The following is a 25229-nucleotide window of genomic DNA, read 5'->3' on the forward strand; positions in this document are numbered from 1 at the left end:
CACATTTCAAAAATACAAATAAAAAAAGGCCGCACGAGGCGGCCTTTTAAGTATAAAGAAATGAAGTTATTCTTTAATTACTCGTACAGTTTTAGTTGCACCGTTACTAGTAACCTGAATTAAATACATTCCTGTAGAATAAGTCGAAAGATCAATTACCGCATTTTGAGACGCTGGTTTAAGACTAACAACACGTTGACCACTTAGATTCGTTACTGTAACAGAATCTATGGTATTCACCGCGTTAATATTTACAACATCTATAGTTGGGTTAGGATAATAAGTGAATCCTAATTCCTGAGTATTATCAACGCTAGCTGCTGCGTCAATTTCAAATACTCCTACGTGGAAATCGTAATCTTCAACATCATCAACTGCACCATCAGTTGCGTAAATTGCAAATCTTGTAATTCCACTGTAAGCGCTAATATCAATTATCTCTCTAGTACCTGTTACAGCAGGCTGATTTGCCACTGTCCACGTAAATAGAGAAGTCCAAGTCACACCATTATCAGTAGAAACTAATAAATCAACCTGATCATCAGATCCCATTGTATCAGTATCTGTAGCATCAGAGATACCAGAAGTTGTCCAGTTAGTAACGGCCACTTCAATCGTAAGTTCATCATTAGAAGTTCCTGATAAATCAAAATCCTCTGAGATTAGCCATTCCTGATCTATATTTTGGAATAAGTTAAGTGCATTTGAATTAACCACTGTACCATTAATATCTGTATAGGCTCTTGAATCTCTCCAGTCAGAAGTTCCTAATCCTGAAGGACCAGAAGCTATATCACCAGATCCTGCTTCATCCCAACAAGTATTAGGTGCATTTTGAGACATATCTGCCGCATAAGGATATGATGTAACCGGTAAACATGCAGTACTAAAGGTAATTGGGCCTACCCACGTACTAAAGTTACCCATTCCACAATCTGCACGCACATAAACTTCATAACTTGTAGAAGCAGTAAGACCGCTTTCAGTCACGGTAGTTGTTGTTGTAGATGTTCCCGCACCTGTAGGAGCTCCAGAACCAGCTGTAACTACAACATATTCCCATGCAGTTTCAGATCCACCTGCTGTCCAAGATACATCTGCAGTTGTCGCTGTAATATTAGCAACAGTAATGCTAGACGGAGTCAAACAGCCGTTGAAGTCCTCTACAGCTACATCATCTATAGCTATATCTCCACCGAAAGAAGCACCACGTGTACCTCTAAATCTAACAGAAATTGTAGCACCGTTGTATGCTCCTAGTGGAACTATAGCAGTTTGCCAAGCGTCTGTTTGATTTACCTGTTGTTGTCCAACAAGAGTGAACACATCTAGATCCCAACCTGAACCATCATTCACATCAACATGTAAGGTATCAAAATCTGGACCCCACATGTGATATGCAAAACTTAATGCTGGATTAGTTAATGCAGTCATGTCTATTAATGGGGACACTAATTCTGCCTCAGAACCTGCACTTCCTGAAGATGCTTCAGTAAAGAAATAATTAGATCCTGTCGCTGCAGCTGTAGGACCTGTATTAGTTGATCCAGTACCACCTGTACTAACATCCCAAGTGTATCCTGATGTTTGAGGAGTACTCCAACAATTTTCTTCAACAAATGAAGTGGTAACTGTAAAAGACTCAAAACCTTCTGAATATGGAGCTACAAATGCTGAACAAGCCGTGGTAAATGTTCCAGGACCAGTTGGGTTACTTAAAGTTCCTCCACCACAATCTGCAGTAACATAGAATTCATAACAAGTTTCACTTGTTAAACCTGTAATTACAAAATTAGAATTCGTTGTAGCTGTTACTTCAAACACGTTAGGATCGGTAGAAGCCGTTCCCGGTGTAAATCCACAAGGGCCATACTCGACAATCCAAGATGTAGATGAGCCGTTCTCAGTCCAACTTAAATCTGCACTTGCGTCAGTAACATTTGCTACAGTAAGAACAGATGGATTAGGACATGCAGGTAATTCATCCACTTTAAAATCATCAATAGATATATCACCTTCAAAGGTACCATTTGATGTAGCTATGAATCTAAATTGAACCGTTTGACCAGCGTAAGCAGTTAGATCAACTAATTGTGGTAACCACGGATCAGCCTGAGCTGTTTGCTGTTGACCTGGACCAACAGTAAAGATATTTGTCCAAGAAGTACCATCATAAATTTCAAGGTCTAGTGTACCTATTTCACCACCGAACATGTGGTAAAAGAACTCTACCGATGGCGTTGTTAATCCTGATAGATCAATCAACGGAGTAACTAAGGTTGCAGTATCTCCTACTGTACCACTTGATGCTTCAGTATAGAAATAATTTGATCCTGTATTTGCATTAAGAGGTCCTGTTCCTGTAGAAGGTGTAGAACCACTACCATCAACATTCCAATCGTATGCGCTATCAGATGAAGCTGTCCAACAATCATCTTCAACAAAAGATGTGCTTGTTGCCATATTTTCAAATCCGTTGAAATAAGGAGCTGTAAAAGCTGCACAAGTTGTTGTAAATAGTTCAGGACCTGTGAAAACACTTTCATCACCAGCTCCACATCTAGCTAGCACGTAGAATTCATAATCGGTTTCAGGTGTTAATCCTGTAACCTGAACATTGCTATTTGTCAGTACGTTAACTAATGGAATTGCATAAGTGGCTGGGTCTAATGGGTCAAAACCTACTGGACCTACAACTACGTCCCACTCTGTCTCTGTTGCTCCTGCATCCCAATCAAGGTCTGCAGTAGTGTCTGCAACAGCAACCGTTGATAAATTAGCTGGTTCTAAACAACTAGGCTGTACTTCGTACACAAAGTCGTCAATATACATAGCATCAAATGCTCCAAACGGATTGAATTTAATAGCTACAAATCCACCAGTTGTTGTAATACTAGTAAAGTTTACAGTTATCAGTTCATATTGATCATCCGGTAAATCAGCATTGGCAAAAGTTTGAACACTTGTAAAGGTAGAAGAATCAGTAGGGTCAGTCATAACTCCAACTTCAATTCCTCCTGTATCACGATCATAAGCTTGGAATTTAACTCGTTTGTCATTGCTTAAGTCAGAGAATTCTGGAGAAATCCAGAAGATTTCAGTAGCTGCTGGACTACCGCTGTACATGTAAATATGTTGCGAACCAGAATTTGCAATGAAGTCCTCAACTTCTACTAGTGCAGCTGTTGTTCCACTACCTACAATTAAATTTGACTCACAATTATTTAAACCATCTATTGGGTCTGAATCAAAATCGTTAGCATATGGAGCTGTTAACGGCGCACACCTAGTTGTAAATGAGAAAGGACCTACCCAGTTACTAAATCCACCATTAGGACATGCAGATCTAACATAGTAATCGTAGGTTGTATCTGGAGCTAGACCACTAATTAATTCACCTGTATTAGTACTTGTAGTTTGTACTCCCGTAGCACTTGATCCTTGAGTAAATCCAGTTACATCATATTCATATTCCCATGAAGTAGCCGAATCATTTTCATTCCAGAACAAATTAGCTTCAGTAGAAGTAATTGAGTCAGCGTTCAAGTCAGATACGTTAGGACAAGTAGGTAATTCATCAACAGTTACGTCATCGATAGATATATCTCCACCAAACGAAGTTCCTCTCGTTCCTCTAAATCTAATTTGAATAGTCATATTCGCGTAAGCAGATAAATCTACTTGTGCAATCTGCCATGGATCAGCCTGATTAGTCTGTTGTTGTCCAGTAAGTGTGAACACATCTAATATCCAAGTAGAACCATCATTAATATCGATTGCAAGATTATCAAAATCCGGTCCCCACATATGGTAAGCAAATGTCAAGGTAGGTGTAGTAAGTGCAGATAAGTCAATCAAAGGAGAATCTAACTCTGCAACTGCTCCAGTCGTTCCAGAAGAAGCTTCAGTAAAGAAATAATTATTTCCATTGTAAGCTGCTAATGGACCAGTATTCGTAGAACCTGTACCACCAGTACTCACATCCCAAGTATATCCAGTTGTTTGAGGAGTACTCCAACAGTTTTCTTCTACAAAAGAGGTTGATACTGTAAAAGCTTCAAATCCTTCAAAATAAGGAGCTGCAAACGCTGCACAAGTTGTTTGAAAACTTACTGGACCTGACCAAGAAGAGAATCCAGCAGCCCCAGAACAATCTGTTCTTACGTAAACGTCATAATCGGTAAATGCCGTAAGACCTGTTGCAGTATTTCCTGTTGTTGTTGAAGTTGCTGTACCACTAGTAGTTGCATCAGGTGGTGTACTTCCAGCTGGTACTACAATATATTCAAAATTAGAAGCAGCTGTAGCATTGGTATCATTAAAGTCAATATCTACAGTTGTATCGGTAATATTGGATAATGCTATTTGATTAGGTGGAGAACAAAAGGCTCCACAAGTTTCTATTCTCATTAAATCTATAGCTATATCAGCTGCAAATCCAGTGCTACCAGGAGCTTCTTGACCTGTAATTTGTAAATAAATTGTTTGTCCTAGGTATGCATCAAGATTAACACCTACTGGTGCCCACGGATCAGATCCAGCAGTTTGTAATTGACCTTGCGCAGTAAATACATTAGTCCAAGGACCTGTAGGTGAGTTAGAAACATTTACTTCAAACGTATCCACTTCAGCACCATAAGCAAAATAATAGAAAGATAGTTCAGCACTATCAGTTGCAAAACTTAGATCAATTGCTGGTGAAACTATTTCAGCAACTGTAAATGTTCCACTAGTTTCTAAATACGCGAATCCGCCTCCACTAAAAGGAGCGTCAGGACCTGTGCCTGTAGAAGTTGGTGAAATCGCTCTATTAAAATTCCATAAACCAGCAGTAGTGGTTCCTACTCCTATGTCACCCGTCCAACCATTATCATTGTTTTCAAACTCTTCTTGAAAAGCAAATACATTGTCACCATTAGGACACGTAACTCCTTGAGGTGGTAAAAACGCCGTTCTAAAGGTTGCTGGACCGGTTTGTGTACTTAATGTACTAGAACCACAGTCTGCAACTACGTAGAAATCATAAGCTGTGTTAGGCATTAGACCTGTTAAAGTGAATGGATTTGTACCTGCAGTAACTTCAAATACATTAGGATCTGTTGAAGCTGTACCTGGTGTAAAACCAGTTGGACCATATTCAATTATCCATGATGTTTCTGATCCTTGACTAGTCCAAAGAATTTCAGCATCATTTGCATTTAATACACCTGTACCTAATAAAGCAACTGGTGCACAAGCAGGAGCTTCCTCTATACTGAAGTCATCAATTGCCATATCTCCAGTTGTAAATCCTACTCTGGTAGATACAAATCTTACTTGAATATCACCAGTATAACCAGCTAAGTTAATGATCGCATTTTCCCATGGATCAGATCCTGAAGTTTGAATTTGTCCAGAAGTCGCAAATAATCCTGTTTGCCAAGCACTTCCATCCCAAACATCAACACTTAAGCTTCCCATATTTGCTCCATATAAGAAATAAGCAAATTGAACAGATGGTTCAGTTAAACCATCTACATTAATAATTGGAGAAAATAATGTTGCAGTATCTCCATCTGAACCTAAAGTTTCAGTAAACATATAATTAGTACCGCTGTTAGCAGCATCAGGTCCAGTTCCCGCTGAAGGTGTTGTACCTGAAGTGGTAACAGCCCATTCATATTGACTGAATGTATTGGTTGAAACAAATTCTGCTGACCAGCAGTTTTCTCTTGAAAAATTTGTTGTACCAGTAAAAGATTCAAAATCTTCCACATAAGGCATGGCAGTTGTAGCAGTCAAAGGAAGACATTGAGTAAAAACTGTTATTTGTTCTGCTGTACTGTAATCTGGTAAATTAGGATCACAAACCTCTCTTACATAAACATCATACTCAGTATCCGGAGTTAAAGAAGTAATTGAGTAATTTGCACTATTTGATGTTACCACGGTACCTTGAGCAGGTGAATCAAATGGAGTGGTAATCGTTCCTACAGGAGCATAATTAATTTCCCATTCTGTTGACCCAGTTTGTCCTGCAGACCATGAAATATCAGCAGAATCTGGACCTACAAAAACGGATTCTAAACTAGAAACCGGAAAACAACTTATTAAAGTACAAGCTTGATACGGTCCAGACCATAAACTTAAATCACCAGCTCCACAGTCAATTTGCACAAAGAAGTCATAGCACGTGTCAGAAGCTAATCCAGTAACATCTGCAAAAGGAGCAGTAAATTGCTGAACAACAGTTCCTTGACCAGTTCCTGGTGTAGTTATCACTCCTTGTAAAGCGTACTCAATATTAACTACCGGATTTGGGTTACCATTTGAATCCCATACAAATGAGATACTATTAGAAGTATTTGTTACAGGAGCAAAGTTTGAAGCAGATGGACAAGATTCTGTTGTTGTAAACGTTACAGGACCTTGACAAGCACTGAAATCTCCACTACCACAATCAGCAATTACATAAACATCATATGATGTAACAGAACTTAAACCTGAAAGCGTTGCTGGATTAGAATTTACAGTAACCTGAGTTCCACCAGAACCACAAGTATAGGGACTAATACCATATTCTATTATCCAAGACGTTTCGCTTCCTCCAGCAGTCCAAGCTATCTCTGCCGAATCAGCGACAACATTTCCTGCCGTTATGTTACTTACAGCTGGACAAGTTGGACAAGTGGCATTACCACTAAAAATAGCCATACCTCCAGAATTGTTAAATCCTGCATCATAGACTAATATTCCTTCAGAATCCAATAATCTAAATGTTCCATCTCCTGGAAATTGTGTTGGTCGATAATCAATAACCAACGCATCTCCGTCATTAACTGTTATGCTGTAAGTCTCAACAGCTGGTGGATTTGCACTACCAGTTTGAATAGCATAAGTGGTGGTTGTTCCGGCCACGGTGACATCAACACCAGTATTTGCCGTAAGGTTACCTCCTGAAACCCAGTCGTTACCGAGGTTGTCGGTAAGTTCTAAGGTATAATTACATTGAGCCGAGACGGCGAATGTAATCAAGAGAGCACTTAGTAATAAGTAAATTTTTCTCATGGGTTAAATTTTGTTAAATTATCCGTTCAAAATAGTGAATTCTCCAAACACATGATAACAGTATCTTAACATATTCGATGTAATCAATATTCAACCGACAAAATGTTCTTTATCTAGTAAGCTAATCGATTTTTAATTTTTACTGATTATTACGCTTTCGCGAAAGCATAAAAAAAGGCCGCACAAGGCGGCCTTCTATTTGAATTAAATTAAATCTATTCTTTAATCACTCGTACAGTTTTTGTAGCTCCGTTGCTTGAAACTTGAAGCAAGTACATTCCTGTTGAGTAAGTAGAAAGATCCACCACAGCGTTTTGAGATGCTGGCTTGTAACTTACTACTTGCTGACCATTAAGATTTGTTACTACTATGCTATCAATAGTATTTACTGCTGATATGTTAACTATGTCCACCGTTGGGTTAGGATAATAAGTAAATCCTAATTCCTGAGTGTTGTCAACACTTGCAGATGCATCTATTTCAAAAACACCTACATGGAAGTCATAATCTTCAGTATCATCCACAGCACCGTCGGTTGCATATATTGCAAACCTTGTAATACCTGTGTAGGCACTTATGTCTATCGTTTCTCTAGTACCTGTAACAGCTGGCTGATTAGCCAATGTCCAAGTAAAGATTGAACTCCATGTCGCACCATTATCTGTCGAAACCATAAGATCTACTTGATCGTCAGATCCCATCGTATCTGTATCAGAAGCTGTAGAAGTTCCAGAAAAAGTCCAGTTGGTAACAGCCACTTCTATCACTAATTCATCATTGGAAGTACCTGATAAGTCAAAATCTTCAGAAATTAACCATTCTTGATCCACAGATTGATATAAATTCATCGCATTAGAGTTGATCACGTTTCCGTTGATGTCGGTATACGCTCTACCATCTCTCCAATCAGAAGCACCAAAATTAGATGGGCCACTAGTTATATCACCTGAACCTGCTTCATCCCAACAATTATTAGGAGCATTTTGAGACATATCTGCTGCATAAGGATAACTTGTTACCGGAGAACAGTCAGTTCTAAAGGTTACAGGGCCAATAAAGTTTGTATCACAGTCTGCTCTTACATAAACATCGTATTCTGTATCAGCGCTTAATCCTGATTCTGTATAAGGTATTGAAGTCGCATTACTTGTACCAGCAACCGGTGCAGCGCTACCTTGAGGTAACACAACTACTTCCCATGCTGTAGAAACTGGTATATTATTATCAGTCCAGCTTACTGTAAGACTTGAGGCTGTAGAACTGTCTAATACGATGTTAGATACGTTCACACAAGATGGCCTAGGTATACAGTTATAACTTGCTTCCCAACCAGCAGCAGTTACACTACCGTCTGATGTGAACTCTATTGTAATCGCACCATCCGTATTAAGTCCTTGGAAAACTGCTGGGTTCTCTAAATCAGCTTCTAGCACAGGAGCACTTGTGTCTAATCCGTCATAAATAGTAAGAGTATCACAACAATTCTCTAGATCTACCAATGTAAAGTCTAACTCAACGATGTTAGTGGCAACATCTGGTACGTAAGTAATTGTATAGTTTTCTCCATTTGAGTAATCTCCAGTAGCTCCACCCGTGTCGTAAACCGTGTCACCACAAACAGCACTTGTAGTAAAGGTAACTGGACCTTCATAAGGACTTGTGTTTCCAACTGAACATACAGCACGTACATAGACATCATAATCTGTACCTGAAGTTAATGTAGATAATGTGTAAGGATTAGTTGTAACACCAGCATCAGTTGGTGTTCCTGTAGGAGTTGTACCAGCTGGTACTACCTCAATATCCCATTCAGTTTCAGAACCACCATTTGTCCAACTAACCTCTGCTCCAGTAGCTGTAATATTTCCAATAGTAATTGCAGATACTTCTGGACACGAAGGAATGTCTTCGATTACGACATCGTCGATATACATTCTCCAACCATCAGTTCCATTAGGTGGTACTCTCCATGCTATGTAAACATCACCAGTAAAAGATGATAAATCAACTACCTGCTCTTGGTAAGTTGTATTAGAATACAAATTCACAGGCACAATAGTGTTAGTAAAATCTGCTGCTGCATTACCAGTTGTAGATAAAAGTACTTCCATATCATTAGGTTCGTTAGCACTTTGCACTCTATACTGATAAATCAAACGCTGGCCACCAGTGAGTGTAATTGCAGGTGATATCAAGTAATCATCATCTACACCACCATTAAAGTCTGTATTCATTGCAGCCACCTCATCACCTTGGAAGGTGTTGAAAGAGTAATCTAGATCCCATTGATCTCCATCTCCATTTTCATCTAGAACGGTCCAACATCCTTGAGTAGCACTAGTGCTATCAAAGGTTTCGTTAAATGGCACACTAAATGCATTACACGAAGTTCTAAATGATGTTGACACCGACCAAGGGCTAAATCCTCCAGATGGACAAGCTGATCTGATATATACATCGTATTCCGTATTATCAATTAATCCTGTTAATGTAAAAGGATTCGTAGTAACCGTTATTAATGTTCCTGTCCCTAATACAAATCCTGCTGGTCCATATTCAACTTCCCAAGAAGTAGCAGTGCCTTGTTCTGTAAAATCTATATCAACAGCATCAGTTGTTATGTTTGATGTATTAATTGCTATAGGCTCGTTACAACTAGGTATCGTTTCAAATCTTACGTTATCTATGTACATAACCCAACCATCAGTACCATTTGGTGGTATTCTGAAAGCAACATATACATCACCTGAATAAGCAGACAAATCAATAGTTTCTGTTATGTACGTTGTGTTGCTATATTGAGTTACTGGAAGAAGTTGCGTTGTAAAATCTGCAGCATTTGTACCAGTTGTAGAGATAAGAACCTCCATATCATTAGGTTCATTAGCGCTACGAACTCTATAATCATATCTCACTCTCTCATTTCCAGTCAATGTAATTGCTGGAGAAATTAGATAATCATCATCAACACCTCCGTTAAAATCAGTGTTCATAGAAGCAGATTCATCTCCTTCACTAGGTGCAAATGTATCATCAAACTGCCATTGATCACCATCACCATTTATGTCTAATACAGTCCAACAATCTTGAGTACTGCTTGTAGAATTAAATGATTCAGTAAATGGAATACTAAAAGCATTACAAGCTGTTCTTGCTAATACTGCATTAGCAGTCCAACTACTTTGATCTGTTGTTGAACAAATAGCTCTTAAGTAAAAATCATACTCTGTATTGTCAGTAAGACCAGTAACTGTAAATGGATTTGTAGTAGCCGTAACAACTGTTCCAGATCCTTGCCCAGCTCCAGGCGCTGTGTATTCAATTTCCCATTCTGTTTCAGAACCACCAGCTGTCCATGAAAATTCAATCGAATCTGATGAATTAGTTACTGTTGCAAAATTAAAAGGAGTTGGACAAGCCGGAGCTTCTAATAGCTCTATATTATCTATAGCAATGTCTCCTTCAAAAGTACCAGCAGAAGTCCCAACAAAAACCAGTTGAACACTTTGACCAGCAAACGCATTTAATGAAACAAGGAAGTTTTGGAAAGGATCCGTATCAGCCTGTTGTTGTTCTCCAGAAATTGAGAACACACTTGTATCTGTTCCACCTGCTCTAATAAATAATTCAAGCGTTCCTATATCACCACCAAACATATGGTAATCAAATGAAACAGCAGGAACTGTTAATGCAGATAGATCATAAATAGGAGAAACTAATTCTGTAGTATCTCCAGCTGAACCGTTGGAACCTTCTGTATAAAAATAATTACCTGTTGTAATTGAAGGAGCTGGTCCAGTTCCACTCGAAGCTGTTAATGTACCAGGTGCTAAAACCCAAACAAATGATCCCGATGAGCTTGCCTCCCAACAGTTTTCAGAGGTAAAAGCATCAGCTGTGCCAGGGAATGTATTTGTTGTAGGCGTAAAACCTGTCTCAAAATCAATAACAGCTGGGGCTGTAAATGGCAAACATAATGTTTGCACACCTATAGGTCCTGTCCATGTACTGAAGTCAGTAGTTGAACAAGCTGCTCTTATATAAAATTCGTAACCTGTATTATCTGTTAATCCAGATACAGTAAATGGATTTGTGATAGCTGTTACTACAGTACCTGATCCTTGACCTGCACCTGGCGCAGTATATTCTATTTCCCATTCAGTTTCTGTTCCACCATTTGTCCATGCTAATTCAACAGAGTCAGAAGTTGCGCTATTTACAACTAAACTAAGTGGTCTCGGACAAGAAGGTGCTTCAACGAAACCTACGTTGTCAATTGCAATATCACCTTCAAATGTTCCAGCTGATGTTGCTTCAAACACTACTTGAACAGTTTGACCTGCATAAGCCGCTAATGGTAATATTAATGATTCAAATGGATCAGTATCTGAAGTTTGTTGTTCACCTGATATTGAGAAAATATTAGTATCTGTTCCTCCTGTTCTTACAATTACGTCAAGTGTACCTATATCACCACCGAACATGTGATAGTCAAAAGAAACCGCTGGGGCTGTAAGTCCAGAAAGGTCAACCTGAGGTGAAACTAATGTAGTAGTATCACCTGCTGTTCCACTCGAAGCTTCTGTATAAAAATAGTTACCTGTTGTAACTGATGGGGCTGGACCTGTTCCTCCTGATGCTGTTAAAGTACCTGGAGCTAAAACCCAAACAAAATTCGCCGAAGAACTAGCTTCCCAACAATTTTCATTGGTAAATGCATCTCCAGCTGATGGAAATGTATTTGTTGTAGGCGTAAAACCTGTTTCGAAATCAACAGTTAAAGGAGAAGAAAACGGCAAACATAATGTAGTAAAAGACACTAATTCCCAACTACTGAAATCAGGTAAATTAGGATCACAAATACCACGTACATAAACTTCATACACAGTTGCATCAGTCAATCCTGACAGTGAGGTTGACGGTGTGGTAGGATTAGGAGAAACTGTTGTTCCTTGCCCTGTACCTGGATTAGTTATAACTCCGGCCACAGCCCATTCAACTTCCCATTCCGTCTCTACTCCACCGGCAGTCCATGAAATATCAGCACTTGTAGTTTGTATATTACTAGTTGTAAGGCCTGTTACTACAGGACAAGATATCGCTGTTGTAGCCACATAAGGTCCAGACCAACTACTTAAATCTCCATTTCCACAATCAATTTGAACCCAAAATTCATATTCAGTATCTGACATTAATCCACTAACAATCGCAAGTGGAGCAGTAAATTGCTGTTCTTGTTGACCTTGACCGGTACCAGGAGTTGTAATAGTTCCTGTTGGAGCATAATTAACATTAAATGTAGGATTACTATTACCCCTTGCGTCCCAAGTAAATTGTATTTCAAACGCACTTTCAGTAATAGGTGCAAAAGCTCCAGGAGCAGGACAAGATTCCGTCGTAGTACCTTGTATAGGTCCTTGACTGTTACTTATATCAGTTCCAGGTGTACAAACTGCTCTTACATAAAAATCGTAAGTTGTTTCTGAAGTTAATCCAGGAACCGTGAAAGGATTTGAAGTTGCAGAAACCACAGTACCTCCAGATCCTACAGTATATGGACTCACTCCGAATTCTATTTCCCATTCTGACTCTGAACCTCCATTTGTCCAGCCTAATTCTATCGAATCGGCAGCTGCATTGTTAACTACAAGTGCAGTTACTACGGGACAAGTTGGACAACTCGCAGGAGCCGCATATAACGCCGTTCCTCCCGGATTGTTAAATCCAGCATCATAAAGAACAATACCTTCAGAATCTAATAATCTAAACGTACCGTCTCCTGGAAAACTTGTAGGACGATAGTCCACGTTTACCGCGTCTCCTGTATTTACAGTAATGTTATACGTTTCGGTTACTGGAGTCCCAGCATTACCGGTTTGGATTTGGAATGTGGTTGTTACACCTGCAACGGTGACATCCACACCCGTGTTAGCCGTAAGATTCGCCCCAGAAACCCAATCATTACCTAGATTATCGGTAAGTTCTAGAACATAATCACACTGGCTGTAGCTGACTATACTAAATAGAAAAGCTACTAGAACAAGTAATTTTGTTTTCATGTTAAGTTTGATTTTAATTTGTCTGCACAAGATACTATTTAACTTTCACTTAACAATTATCTAACATGTTATCTTTTTTAACTTTTTATTAAAAACCTCCTCAATATTCAAAAAAAAAGCCTCGCTACTGCGAGGCTCCTATAATTAGGTATTGTTTTGTTAAAATTTCTCAATCACTTCTTGGCTTACACCAGTATTTGAGAAGCCACCATCGTGAAATAAATTTTGCATGGTTACTTTTTTAGTATAATCAGAAAATAAAGTCACTGTATATTCGGCACAATCTTGAGCAGTAGCGTTACCCAAAGGGCTCATTTTTTCAGCATAGCTTAAGAATCCTTCAAAACCTTTAACTCCACTACCAGCTGTAGTTGGTGTAGGTGATTGTGAAATCGTGTTTACTCTTACCTTCTTTTCTTTACCAAAGAAATATCCAAAACTTCTAGCAATTGACTCTAAATATGCTTTATTATCTGCCATATCGTTATAATCTGGGAATGTACGTTGAGCAGCCATATAGGTAAGTGCAACAATACTACCCCATTCATTCATTGCATCATTTTTATGCAATGTTTGTAATACTTTATGAAATGATAAGGCACTTACATCCCATCCCTTTTCCGTGTAATTGTAGTTCTGATCTGTATAATGATTTCCTTTTCTTACATTAACACTCATACCTATAGAGTGAAGAACAAAATCTAATTTACCTCCTAAAATCTCAACCGACTCAGTTATCAATTTCTCTAAATCTTCTAAATTTGTTGCATCAGCTGGGATAATCTGACTTCCTGTTTGTTCTGCCAATTTATTTATTTGCCCCATACGCATCGCGACAGGAGCATTAGTCAAAACAAAAGTTGCTCCTTCTTCATGAGCTAATTGAGCTGTTTTCCAAGCTATCGAATTTTCATCTAACGCACCGAAGATTATTCCGCGCTTTCCTTTAAGTAAGTTGTAAGACATAATTTTTGATTAGGTGGCAAATATAAGATTATTGCAAAAGTACTCTTGCATTTTCTCGTGCTGCATCAGAAATTTTTCCACCGCTTAACATTTGTGCAATTTCTTCAATTCTAGCAGAAGCATCTAATTTGCTTATATTACTAATAGTTTTTTCGTTATCAATTTTTTTCTCAACCAATAAGTGTTCGTGACCTCTTGCTGCAATTTGTGGTAAATGAGTTATAGCTATAACCTGCATAGACTCACTCATCACCTGCATAATAGATGCCATTTTTTCGGCAATTGCACCACTCACCCCAGTATCAATCTCATCAAATATTATAGTTGGTAATTTTTTATTCACTGCCAGTTGTGATTTAATAGCAAGCATTACTCTAGATAACTCTCCACCGCTAGCTGCTTTTTCAATAGGCTTCAAGGTTGATCCCATATTTGCAGTAAATAATAAGCCTACTACATCTTTACCTAAGTTGTGGAAGCTATCAGATGATTCAACTTTACAGTTTAATTGCGCATGTGGCATCCCTAAAGATTGTATTTGACTATCCAACTTCTTCTCCAAAGAATCTTTATACATGATTCTCATTCCCATTAATTCGCTAGATAGCTCCGTGCATTGATCGTGCTTTTCGCTTAATAGTTTATTGAGTTCTGTTTTTCTCTTATCTAAACTCGATGTTTCTAACACTTTAGCGGCGAGCTCATCTCTAATCACTATAAGCTCAGAAATTGAATCAGTTTGGTGTTTTTTAAATAGATTTTGAATAGTGTTGAGAGTTTCATCAATCTCGGCAAGCCTTGAAGGGTCTGCCTCTATATTATCAAATTCTCTTTCTAAAGTTTCAACAATATCCTCAAGCTCCACTAACGTTGAACTAAGTCTTTGATCAATTTCATTATATAAAGACGAGAATCTTTTGATCCCAGAAATGGCTGCAATAGAAGATCGTAATTGTTCCACGACACCATGATCATCTTCATTAACGATCTTAAACGCCATTCCCAACCCTTCTTTTATTGACTCAACATTACCCAGTTGCTCTTGCTCTTCTTCAAGTAACTCTAGGTCAATACTTTCTAAATTAAAGTCTTCTAACTCACCAAGTAAAAAGATATTATAATCATTTTCTTTGATCAAGTTGTGCTCCTTTTCTTCGAGAGTTTTTAATTCCCGTTTCAAAGATTTAAATTCTGTAAATGACCTTTGATAATCACTCAACACCTTTAAAAATGATCGCTTTTTATTTTTAGTTTCAAATGCAACATGAGCATCTAACACCTCTCTTTGAAAGGAATCTCTTATTAAATCACGAGTATCATGTTGAGAGTGTATATCAATCAAGTATCCACCTAGTTGCTGTAGTACAGATAAGGTAACTGGCAAATCATTAACAAAAGCACGACTCTTCCCTGACGGTAGTATTATTCTTCTTAAAATAGTATGATTTTCATGATCGAGATCAAGATCCTCAAAAACTTTTTTTAAATCTAATGATGATAAATCAAAATGAGCTTCAACGACACATTTTGAATCAGAATCACGTACCACACTTAAGTCAGCGCGTTGACCTAGTATAAGACCAAGTGCACCTAGAACTATTGATTTTCCCGCACCCGTCTCTCCAGTAATAGTTGTAAGGCCAGTTGACACATCCAAATCTAGATGTTCAATCAAGGCAAAATTCTGTATATGTATAGAGGTAAGCAACTTACTTTAAACGATTTAATAATTCCAGTTAGACAAATAACATAAAGAACTAAATTAATCTAAAGTAATGGTATAGAAAAATGTTTACACACGAATTGTACGCCATTTAGACGATTGGTTGGGCGCTAGTTTCTGTAGCAACGTTTTTAAATCTCTAATGTTTACCGCAGGACCGTCAGAATAGATTCTAGATATCTCATCGGCTTTTGCATCAAAGAAAGTACGTTGTAATAAACTATTAGGTCTGCGCTTATTCAACTCCTCAAATTGCACTAAAATTGTTTTTAGTTTCTCCTTTGTCTTTTTAGGGTCTTCTGCAAACTTATCCATACCTAATAAATGATATTCATACATCACTTTACGATATTCTACATAAGTATCAGATAATAAATCATCATTGAGACGGTACCTTGAAATAAGTCCATCATTTGGTCTCCAACCACGAACCGAAGTATCTGACTGAGATAGATTCACAATTTGTTGTGCTTCTCTGTGATAAGATTCCCCACCTTTAAATTCAAATGTATCTGCATCTATTCCTATTACAGTAAGAGCATAAAAAGAGACTAATGACAATAGGTTATTTTCATATTGGTTTTTGTTGTAAAAGAAAGGAGCATATTCTACATATTCAAACCTCACATCATTGTCTTTATAATTAAAAATAGGTGTGCTATAGGTACTATTAAAAACTGGACGAGATGCCGACACTTGAAAATTACCCTCAAACCTATCATTGTCATATACGTTGACAACAAATACAAGAGACATAGTGATTTTTTCTTCATCCTCATATTCGTTATCCGTCCATTTAGTATTATTTAAAAACTCCTGCATAGAAGTTTCTAATGTTTTAAATATGGATAAATCTGGTTGAGCTACTCCTTGAGCATTAACTTGTACAGTAGCATTAAGCTCTTGGCCGTGGCCATATAAAAAGCTTAATAACAAAAACAGACTACTTAATCCTTTTAACAATCTCATTAACTATATCTTTTGCAACCTCAACTTTACTTTTTAGTTCGAATGGAATGACTTCCTTTTCCTTAGCAATCAAGGTAATTTTATTGGTGTCTTTTTTAAAACCTGCACCTTTATCTCTCATAGAGTTTAAAACCAATAAATCAGTATTCTTTTTTTCCGCTTTCGCGAAAGCGTGATTCAACTCATCATTAGTCTCTAGAGCAAACCCCACAAGAAACGGTTTGTTTTTTAACGCTCCTACACTTGCTAAAATATCGGGATTTTTGATCAATTCTATATGTAACGTGTCTTCCTTCTTTTTTATTTTGTTTGAAGCGACATCTTTAGGCCTGTAATCTGCAACAGCAGCACTAAAGATAGCAATATCCATTTTTGATACTATCTTGTGCACTGCATCGTACATATCTCTAGCACTAGTCACATCAATTCGCTGAATTAAGGAATGCTCTACGATGACCGAACTTGGCCCCATGATCAAATGTACCTGTGCACCCATTTCTGCAACCTGTACAGCAAGGGCCGCACCCATTTTTCCTGAACTGTGATTTCCAATAAAGCGCACTGGATCGATAGCCTCGTGAGTAGGGCCAGCCGTTATTAGAACTTTTTTATCGTGCAGAGGTAATTTTGACAAGATATCGTTTTCAACGAAAGTGATAATTTCTTCAGGTTCGGCCATACGTCCTTTTCCCGACAAACCACTTGCTAGTTCTCCTTCACCTGCTGGAATCATAAGGTTACCATAAGATTCCAACTTTTCAAAATTATGGAGCGTTGATGGATGCTTATACATATCAAGGTCCATGGCTGGGGCAAAGTAAACAGGGCATTTTGCGCTACAATATACCGCAAGCAGTAAATTATCAATTGTACCGCTTACCATTTTACTCAAGGTATTGGCTGTAGCTGGTGCAATAATGATTAAATCGGCCCAAAGACCTAATTCCACATGATTATTCCATGTATCATTTTCATCATCTTCATTGGTAAAGTGAGAATGAACTGGGTTCTTTGAAAGTGTAGATAAAGTAAGCGGTGTAACAAAATCTCGCGCAGCAGGAGTCATCACCACTTTAACGACAGCGCCTGCTTTAATAAGCAGGCGCGTCAAAAATGTTGTTTTATAAGCAGCAATACCACCAGTTACACCCAGTAATACTTTTTTACCACTTAGTATAGACATATCTTAATTAAGATTTGCTAGTATCTCTATGATAGATTTTACCATCTAACCATTCTTTTACAGCAATAGCTGTAGGTTTTGGCAAACGCTCATAAAATTTAGATACTTCTATTTGCTCCTTATTTTCAAAAACTTCTTCTAGTGAGTCATTGTAGGTAGCAAATTCTTCTAGCTTTTCAATAAGCTCTTCCTTGATATCTCCTTTAATCTGCTCAGCTCTTTTAGCGATAATTGAAATCGCTTCATACATATTACCAGTAGGTGAAGTAAGGGCATCACGATTGTAGGTAATAGTTGTAGTTGCTGCGTCTAAATTTTTAGTATCCATATTAATTACTCAAATTCTCTGATTCAAATTTTTCTATTTCGGCCATGATCTCCTGTGCATCTTCTTTATATTCACTATTAGGAAATCTGCGTGCAAAGTTATTATAATATTTTTTAGCAAGCGCTAATCGTTCTGGAATTAAATTTTCAAAACTATTAACAGCATAAATATACTGAGATTCAAAAAGATAATAATGTGCATCATCTAGGTAATTTGATCCTGGATGATCGATTATAAAATTCTCAAAACCTGCAATGGCTGCTTTAATATAAATTCCGCCTCTGTGATGATATTGTTTAGCAATTTCATAGGCCTTGCGATCTAATTTCTCTCTTAATTCAGCTACAAGAACATTAGCTTCTTCATTATACGTCCCTTCTGGGTAAGCATTTATATAATCTTGCAGTTTAACAAGTGCCGTGTTAGTATCAGATTGATCTTTAGAATATACAGGAGACATATGATAGTAACTCTTGGCTCCTAAAAAAATCGCTTCCTCCACATTGTTATCTAAAGGGTGAGAAGTTACAAATCGCTCAAATTGATAAGCACTACTTAAATACCTTCTATCTCCATAAAGCGCCTTGGCATACTTAATAGCCATAGGAGCAGCACTGTCAGTACCTCTATATAAGGGAATGATCTGTTCAAAAAGATCGATACTCTTACTATATTTCTCCTTCTTCATTAATGTATCGATCATACTCACCTTGACATTAGGATCATCTGATTTTAATGCCTTTTGATAAGGACCACAAGACACAAGAACTAAAAAGATAAAAAATATTAAAACAATTTGTTTCATACTACGGTATTGATAGGCTGCAAAAGTAATGTATTCACAACACTCCTTATAATTTTAATTGTGAACGACAGTTAATACGTTTTAGTACGCATTCATGAAATCAATTATACTAGTTCTCAATTTTTGTGAAACTGGCACTAGTGGTAATCTTAAATGTTCTTCACATAAATCGAGATGGGCTAGCATTGCCTTAATACCACCAGGGTTTCCTTCGGCAAAAATTAAATCGATACTAGCTTCAAGTTTATGATGCAGTTTATATGAATCTATTGCATTACCTTTTAAAGCTAGTCTAATCATTTCGCTAAAATCGCTAGGCAATCCTTGACCGATTACAGATATCACTCCAGCACCACCCGCAAGAGTCATTGCGTTGGCGATCATATCATCTCCAGATATCACGAGAAAATCATCTGGTGTATGTTTTATCATTTTCATGGCAGCTACAAGATCTCCTGCTGCTTCCTTTATCGCTACAATATTTGTATAATCATTTGCCAATCGAACTACGGTATCAACAGCCATATTACTCGCTGTTCTTCCAGGAACATTATATAAAATAATAGGCTTATCAGTAGCTTGTGCGACTGCTGCAAAGTGTTGATAGATACCTTCTTGAGTAGGTTTGTTGTAAGCAGGTGAGACACTAAGTACAGCATCAAAAGATGAAAGATCAGTTTGTTTTAATTCATCTACTACAACAGCTGTATTACTGCCACCTATACCTATTACAAGGGGCAATCGTCCTGCATTGGTTTCAACCACGGTTTTTACAACACCCTGTTTTTCCTGTTTAGAAAGGGTAACGCTTTCTCCAGTCGTTCCTAAGACAACTAGATATTCTATACCATTATCAATTTGGTAATTCACTACGGACTGTAAAGCACTGTGATCCACATCACCATTTGCTTTAAAAGGAGTTACAAGTGCTACTCCTGTTCCTTTAAGTTGTTGCATATTATCGGGTTAAAATTTTTATATACTTTGCTATTTCTTTTACAAATACGTCTTTGTCGTTCGATGACACATTAATTGACAAATCATAGAGCTCTTCTCGTGCATCATTGATAGCTACTTTAAGAGCTGCCTGTGCCTTGATCGTCACAAATGTAGCTAGTTCATCGGGATCTTTTATGAGTAATATTTGTAAATCGTGTTTTTTTTCAAGCGCCTCGACTAGTTGCTCATCAACAACGGTTGCATTCCATTTAATAGACTTTTCATCAAACGGAATACCATCCATTTCATGTAATTTCTTTTTATCAGTTACTTGATTTAAAACTGTCAAGTTTTTATCGTCAATTTTAAGTTGTTCACACCACCTTAAAATATCATGATAGGCAATTTGACTAGCGCTAGAGGTAATGACTAACAATGATTTAGGTACCACAGGAACACCATTCCTGTTTTGCGATTTCAATTTTCTTATCGCTTTCCTCAGCGATCTACGCTTTATTCCTTTAAAAAACATTTACTTTTACTGTGGAAACAAAAATAGAATATTTCACATGGCTTTTTGCTACGACTTTCCTCTTAAAACAGATAGGAAATTAGGTGTTTATCTCGCTTTCGCGAAAGCGCTTTTCTTAACCACACTCTTAACTAGTTGCAATTCAAACACAAACGTTCATTTAGATACCGTTGACTATAAACGAATAGAAATAAACGACTCACTAGCTCAAGAAGATAGTATCGCGCAATTTATTGCCCCTTATGGCGAAAAAATAAATCAAGAAATGAATAGAGTGCTTTGCTATAATCCTAAAAGCATGCACAAAAATGATACTCCACTGAACACAGCGCTTGGAAATATGCTATGTGAAATCATTGTGGAACAAGTTAATCCTGTTGTTAAAAGTAGGTTAGATACCAACATTGATGTTGTTTTACTAAATCACGGAGGAATAAGAGCTCCCTTACCAGCTGGTGAGGTAACAACCAAAAGAGCCTATGAAATAATGCCTTTTGAAAATGAGGTTGTGGTAGCACAGCTTAATAAAGCTCAAATGGAGCAACTTATCAAATATATAGTAGATAGAGAAAGAGCTCATCCTTTCTCCGGCATGAAAATTTCTTTAAATGCTGATAGTAGCCTGAATAATGTATCTATTAACGATCAACCTTTAACTGAAAAGATCTATTATGTTGCTACCAGTGATTACTTGTATAACGGCGGTGATAGCATGAACTTTTTTAACAATACAACGGTAACAAAAACTGATTATAAAATAAGAAATGCCATGATTGACTATTTCAAAAAGGTGGATACTCTTAAGTTTGAATCCGACAATAGATTTACTAAAGCAAATTAATCATGAAAAGAAGTACATTTCTTAAAAGTTCGACAGCTGCGGTAGCTGGAATGGGTTTATTTGCCAATTTTTCTACTGCAACCAGTTTATATAAAGTAAGTAGTATAACTAAGAAAAGCAAAAAGATCACCATTTTACATACTAATGATACTCACAGCCACATTGAACCTATTGTAGGAGGACGCAATGATGGTCGTGGTGGTGTTGCTCGTAGAGCAGCTTTAGTCAATCAAATTAGAAAGGAGAATCCTAATACTCTTTTGTTGGATTGTGGTGATATTTTTCAAGGAACCCCATACTTCAATTTCTATGGTGGAGAGCTAGAAATTAAACTCATGAGTATGATGGGTTATGATGCGGCAACAATTGGTAATCATGATTTTGATAATGGAATAGATGGGTTGTACAAGCAGCTTCCACATGCCAATTTTGACTTTGTGATATCCAATTATGATTTCAAGAATACCATAATGGATGGTCATACATTAGAAAACAAGATAGTGACACTAGACGGCATCAAAATAGGAATGTTCGGATTAGGAATCGAACTAGACGGATTAGTAAATAAAACCAACTATAAAGAAACCAAATACCTAGATCCTATAGATATCGCTACAGATCAAGCACGCATACTCAAAAAGGAAAAAGGATGTGATTTAGTTATTTGCATGTCGCATTTGGGATATTCCTATAAATCAGATACTGTAAGTGATGTAAGCCTAGCAGCAGCGACGTCAAATATTGATGTAATAATTGGTGGTCACACTCATACATTTCTAGAAAAACCCGAATTGATCCTTAATAAAGAAGGAAAAAACGTGGTTGTTAATCAAGTAGGTTGCTATGGGATGTATCTAGGTAGAATAGATCTTTACTTAAACGAGACAGATATTAACAATCAAGCTGGAACGGTTTATAATTTATAGAAACATTATTTTGACCTTTTAAATCCTCTTTCTGGGAATTGAGTATCATACGTAACAGGAGATTCTTCCATATGTTCGTAACAACTTTGAATTTTTTCAGAATCTGAAAACAGTAGCTTGTTCTGCTTATCAAGCCGTAGATAGAGTAAATAAATTTCATCGCCTGCTCCACACATACCGCGACCATTTCCTCCTGGCTTACTGGGTTCTATAACGGTGATAAGCATGTGAGTAATGTCATGAACTTCTTTAAATCCTTCTATGTGTACTTCATATACATATTCAAAACCCATCGTTCCAAAGTCTAATACCAGATCATCGTCAACCGTGAGGTAGGTATCATATTCCCCTAAATCCCAAAATTTACTTGCCACATCTTCTTCAAAGGTAACTTCCCAAACTTGTGAGGAACCTTTCTTATTCCAGCTCATGTTATTGAATATACCATCATCAGAGTCTCCATAAAACTTCTCGTCATAATTTACTGGATGACAATTATAATCTTCATCAATTTCTAGTTGAAAATCGCCATCGTATTTTGCATAAATGATGAATTCCTCATTTTCTGGATAAGTTGAAAAATAAACCTGTATGGGTATTGATTGAGTACTTGAATCGTATTTATACCAACCTGTATATTCTCTTTCATATTCACAAAAACCTTGATATTCCATGAACAAGGTTATAGGATATTTACCTACCTTACCTTTTACCATCATTTGATTATTTGTGATAGTTCTATAGGAATAGGTTTGGGATTTCAACCAAAAACTATTTAAAGCGAGTAGAAAAACTATCAGTAATCTCATAATTACAGCATCTTTAAAAACTCTTGTTCACTAATCATGGTAATACCCAGTTTTTCAGCTTTGTCAAGTTTTGAAGGTCCCATTTTATCACCTCGAATGAGAAAGTCTGTTTTACTTGAAAGCGAGCTGCTTACCTTACCACCATTATCCTCAATAAGTTTTTTTAGATCATTACGCGACATTTCAAAAACACCAGAAACTACAAAGCTTTTACCAACTAGTTTATCAGTTTGACCTTCTAACTGCTCTTCACTTAATGAGAATTGTAATCCAGCATTTTTTAACCGTTCTAGAATGGCTTGCTGCCTTTCGTCAACTATGAATTCTACAACAGTTTGTGCTATGCGGTCGCCTATTTCTGGGATAGCAGTTAGTTCTTCTAACTTCTTTTCTATAGGACTGGAAACATCGGCAAATAAGTCTAGATTTTCTTTATCAGGTGCTTCTGGTAAAGCTATGAGAGCATCCATGCTTTTATAATGTTTGGCTAGTTTTTTTGCCACTGTTTCACCTACGTACCGTATTCCTAAAGCAAAAAGAACACGCTCAAATGGAATTTGCTTACTTGCTTGTATCCCGTTAATCATATTCTCTGCACTCTTTTGAGCCATACGTTCTAAAGGCAGAACTTGTTCAACGGTAAGGTCATATAAATCGGCATAGTTAGAAATTAGTCCTGCATCAACGAGTTGACCAACGGTCTCTGCTCCTATTCCATCAATATCCATTGCCTTTCTTGATATAAAATGCTCAATCCTACCTTTAATTTGTGGTGGGCATCCTAATTCATTGGGACAAAAATGTTGGGCTTCGCCTTCTTTACGGACTAGTTCTGTATCACATTCTGGACATCGTGTAGCATATTCAGTAGGGTGGGAATTATCTGGCCGTTTAGTAAGCTCTACAGCAACAATTTTAGGGATAATTTCTCCACCCTTTTCTACATAGACCTCATCTCCTACTCTAATATCTAGTTTTTCAATTTGATCGGCATTATGTAAACTCGCTCTTTTTACCGTAGTACCTGAAATTTCAACCGGTTCTAGATTTGCTACTGGTGTTATGGCACCAGTACGACCCACTTGATAGGTGATTTCATTAAGTCTAGTACTCACCTGTTCTGCGGCAAATTTATAAGCCATTGCCCATCGTGGTGCCTTGGCCGTAAAGCCCAGCTCTTCTTGTTGTTGCAGGCTATTTACCTTTATAACAACTCCATCTGTTTCATAAGGTAAATCCTTTCTTGCAACATCCCAATGTTCTATATACTGCAACACCTCATCAATACTCTGCACTAATTGAGATTCTGCAGGCGCTTTGAAACCCCAATCACGCGCTAGGTTCAAACTGTCGTATTGTGATTGCACCGGTAAGTTATCTCCTGCAAGTTGATATAACAAACATTCCAGTGGTCGCTGTGCAACTATACTACTATCTTGTAATTTTAAACTACCACTAGCGGTATTACGTGGATTGCGATATAGTTCTAATCCTTGGGTTTCACGTTCTTGATTCATTTTATGAAATCCTTGCCACGGTAACACAATCTCACCACGAATTTCAAATTTATCAGGCACTTCACTAGCTCGTAGTTTTAATGGTACCGACTTAATGGTACGCACATTGGCAGTAACATTATCACCTTGAGTACCATCTCCACGAGTAACTGCCTTTACAAAAACTCCTTTTTCATACCTCAAACTTATACTAGCACCATCGTATTTAAGCTCGCATACATATTCAATAGGACCATCAACAATTTTTCTTAATCGCTGTTCCCAATCCAGTAAATCTTCTTTACTATAACTATTATCTAGTGAATACATGCGGTATTCATGCTTCACGGTTTCAAAATTCTTAGTGATTTCACCACCTACCCTAACACTGGGACTATTAGGGTCAAAAAACTCAGGATTTGCTGCCTCGAGTTGTTTGAGTTGCTCTAATTTCTTATCAAATTCAAAATCTGAAATGGTAGGATTGTCGTTTACATAATAGTTGTAATTATGTTCTCGCAATTCATTTCTTAATGCTAGTATTTGTTCTTCAGGACTCATTAAATTGTACTATCTTCTGCAAGTATTTTGTCGACTCTAAATTAC

At 37.4% G+C, this 25229-nt stretch carries 14 protein-coding genes; 2 read left to right on the plus strand and 12 right to left on the minus strand.

The window, feature by feature from the left end; all coding sequences use genetic code 11:
• Positions 1–66: 66 nt before the first annotated feature.
• From HCN53_RS04910 to HCN53_RS04955, 10 genes are all read right to left on the minus strand, one after another.
• A complete protein-coding gene (locus HCN53_RS04910; RefSeq protein WP_167342206.1) occupies positions 67–7047 on the minus strand; it encodes a fibronectin type III domain-containing protein in 6981 nt (2326 codons plus the stop codon).
• Positions 7048–7262: 215 nt separating this feature from the next.
• On the minus strand, positions 7263–13106 hold the full coding sequence (locus HCN53_RS04915; RefSeq protein ID WP_167342207.1) for a T9SS-dependent choice-of-anchor J family protein: 5844 nt from the start codon (positions 13104–13106) through the stop codon (positions 7263–7265).
• 159 nt (positions 13107–13265) lie between these two features.
• Positions 13266–14072, minus strand: coding sequence for an enoyl-ACP reductase (locus tag HCN53_RS04920; RefSeq protein ID WP_042280378.1), 807 nt, complete (start codon positions 14070–14072; stop codon positions 13266–13268).
• A gap of 28 nt (positions 14073–14100) precedes the next feature.
• Complete coding sequence (recN, locus tag HCN53_RS04925; RefSeq protein WP_240919395.1) at positions 14101–15747, minus strand: DNA repair protein RecN; 1647 nt, start codon at positions 15745–15747, stop codon at positions 14101–14103.
• Between the two features lie 117 nt (positions 15748–15864).
• On the minus strand, positions 15865–16764 hold the full coding sequence (locus tag HCN53_RS04930) for a DUF4835 family protein (RefSeq protein ID WP_167342209.1): 900 nt from the start codon (positions 16762–16764) through the stop codon (positions 15865–15867).
• Positions 16739–17947, minus strand: coding sequence for a bifunctional phosphopantothenoylcysteine decarboxylase/phosphopantothenate--cysteine ligase CoaBC (gene coaBC, locus HCN53_RS04935; protein WP_105017674.1), 1209 nt, complete (start codon positions 17945–17947; stop codon positions 16739–16741). The genes HCN53_RS04930 and coaBC overlap by 26 nt, the downstream gene beginning before the upstream one ends.
• 7 nt (positions 17948–17954) lie before the next feature.
• Positions 17955–18275: a DNA-directed RNA polymerase subunit omega gene (locus HCN53_RS04940; protein WP_042280383.1), complete on the minus strand. Its 321-nt coding sequence runs from the start codon at positions 18273–18275 to the stop codon at positions 17955–17957.
• Position 18276: 1 nt separating this feature from the next.
• Complete coding sequence (locus HCN53_RS04945; protein ID WP_167342210.1) at positions 18277–19080, minus strand: outer membrane protein assembly factor BamD; 804 nt, start codon at positions 19078–19080, stop codon at positions 18277–18279.
• 81 nt (positions 19081–19161) lie between these two features.
• Positions 19162–20037 (minus strand): 4-hydroxy-tetrahydrodipicolinate synthase, encoded by an 876-nt coding sequence (dapA, locus tag HCN53_RS04950; RefSeq protein ID WP_167342211.1) that lies wholly within the window; start codon positions 20035–20037, stop codon positions 19162–19164.
• A gap of 1 nt (position 20038) precedes the next feature.
• Entirely contained in the window at positions 20039–20500 is a 462-nt protein-coding gene (locus tag HCN53_RS04955) for a DUF6913 domain-containing protein (protein WP_167342212.1), read from the minus strand.
• Positions 20501–20588: 88 nt separating this feature from the next.
• Between HCN53_RS04955 and HCN53_RS04960 the strand changes: the two genes are divergently transcribed.
• On the plus strand, positions 20589–21392 hold the full coding sequence (locus tag HCN53_RS04960; protein ID WP_167342213.1) for a 5'-nucleotidase C-terminal domain-containing protein: 804 nt from the start codon (positions 20589–20591) through the stop codon (positions 21390–21392).
• 2 nt (positions 21393–21394) lie between these two features.
• Complete coding sequence (locus HCN53_RS04965; protein ID WP_167342214.1) at positions 21395–22318, plus strand: metallophosphatase; 924 nt, start codon at positions 21395–21397, stop codon at positions 22316–22318.
• Positions 22319–22323: 5 nt separating this feature from the next.
• Here HCN53_RS04965 and HCN53_RS04970 read toward each other — a convergent pair whose 3' ends face one another.
• Together HCN53_RS04970 and ligA are read right to left on the minus strand one after the other, a co-directional pair.
• On the minus strand, positions 22324–23127 hold the full coding sequence (locus HCN53_RS04970) for a hypothetical protein (RefSeq protein ID WP_167342215.1): 804 nt from the start codon (positions 23125–23127) through the stop codon (positions 22324–22326).
• 2 nt (positions 23128–23129) lie between these two features.
• Positions 23130–25184, minus strand: coding sequence for an NAD-dependent DNA ligase LigA (gene ligA, locus HCN53_RS04975; RefSeq protein WP_167342216.1), 2055 nt, complete (start codon positions 25182–25184; stop codon positions 23130–23132).
• Between the last annotated feature and the right edge of the window lie 45 nt (positions 25185–25229).

Origin of the sequence: Nonlabens sp. SY33080, assembly GCF_011784885.1 — a bacterium.
GTDB lineage: Bacteria > Bacteroidota > Bacteroidia > Flavobacteriales > Flavobacteriaceae > Nonlabens > Nonlabens tegetincola.

Excerpts from the sequence above, each read along its gene's own strand:
- HCN53_RS04910 (WP_167342206.1), bottom strand. The coding sequence starts at position 7,047 with ATGAGAAAAATTTACTTATTACTAAGTGCTCTCTTGATTACATTCGCC.
- HCN53_RS04915 (WP_167342207.1), bottom strand. The coding sequence starts at position 13,106 with ATGAAAACAAAATTACTTGTTCTAGTAGCTTTTCTATTTAGTATAGTC.
- HCN53_RS04920 (WP_042280378.1), bottom strand. The coding sequence starts at position 14,072 with ATGTCTTACAACTTACTTAAAGGAAAGCGCGGAATAATCTTCGGTGCG.
- HCN53_RS04930 (WP_167342209.1), bottom strand. The coding sequence starts at position 16,764 with ATGAGATTGTTAAAAGGATTAAGTAGTCTGTTTTTGTTATTAAGCTTT.
- coaBC (WP_105017674.1), bottom strand. The coding sequence starts at position 17,947 with ATGTCTATACTAAGTGGTAAAAAAGTATTACTGGGTGTAACTGGTGGT.
- HCN53_RS04940 (WP_042280383.1), bottom strand. The coding sequence starts at position 18,275 with ATGGATACTAAAAATTTAGACGCAGCAACTACAACTATTACCTACAAT.
- HCN53_RS04945 (WP_167342210.1), bottom strand. The coding sequence starts at position 19,080 with ATGAAACAAATTGTTTTAATATTTTTTATCTTTTTAGTTCTTGTGTCT.
- dapA (WP_167342211.1), bottom strand. The coding sequence starts at position 20,037 with ATGCAACAACTTAAAGGAACAGGAGTAGCACTTGTAACTCCTTTTAAA.
- HCN53_RS04960 (WP_167342213.1), top strand. The coding sequence starts at position 20,589 with ATGGCTTTTTGCTACGACTTTCCTCTTAAAACAGATAGGAAATTAGGT.
- HCN53_RS04965 (WP_167342214.1), top strand. The coding sequence starts at position 21,395 with ATGAAAAGAAGTACATTTCTTAAAAGTTCGACAGCTGCGGTAGCTGGA.
- HCN53_RS04970 (WP_167342215.1), bottom strand. The coding sequence starts at position 23,127 with ATGAGATTACTGATAGTTTTTCTACTCGCTTTAAATAGTTTTTGGTTG.
- ligA (WP_167342216.1), bottom strand. The coding sequence starts at position 25,184 with ATGAGTCCTGAAGAACAAATACTAGCATTAAGAAATGAATTGCGAGAA.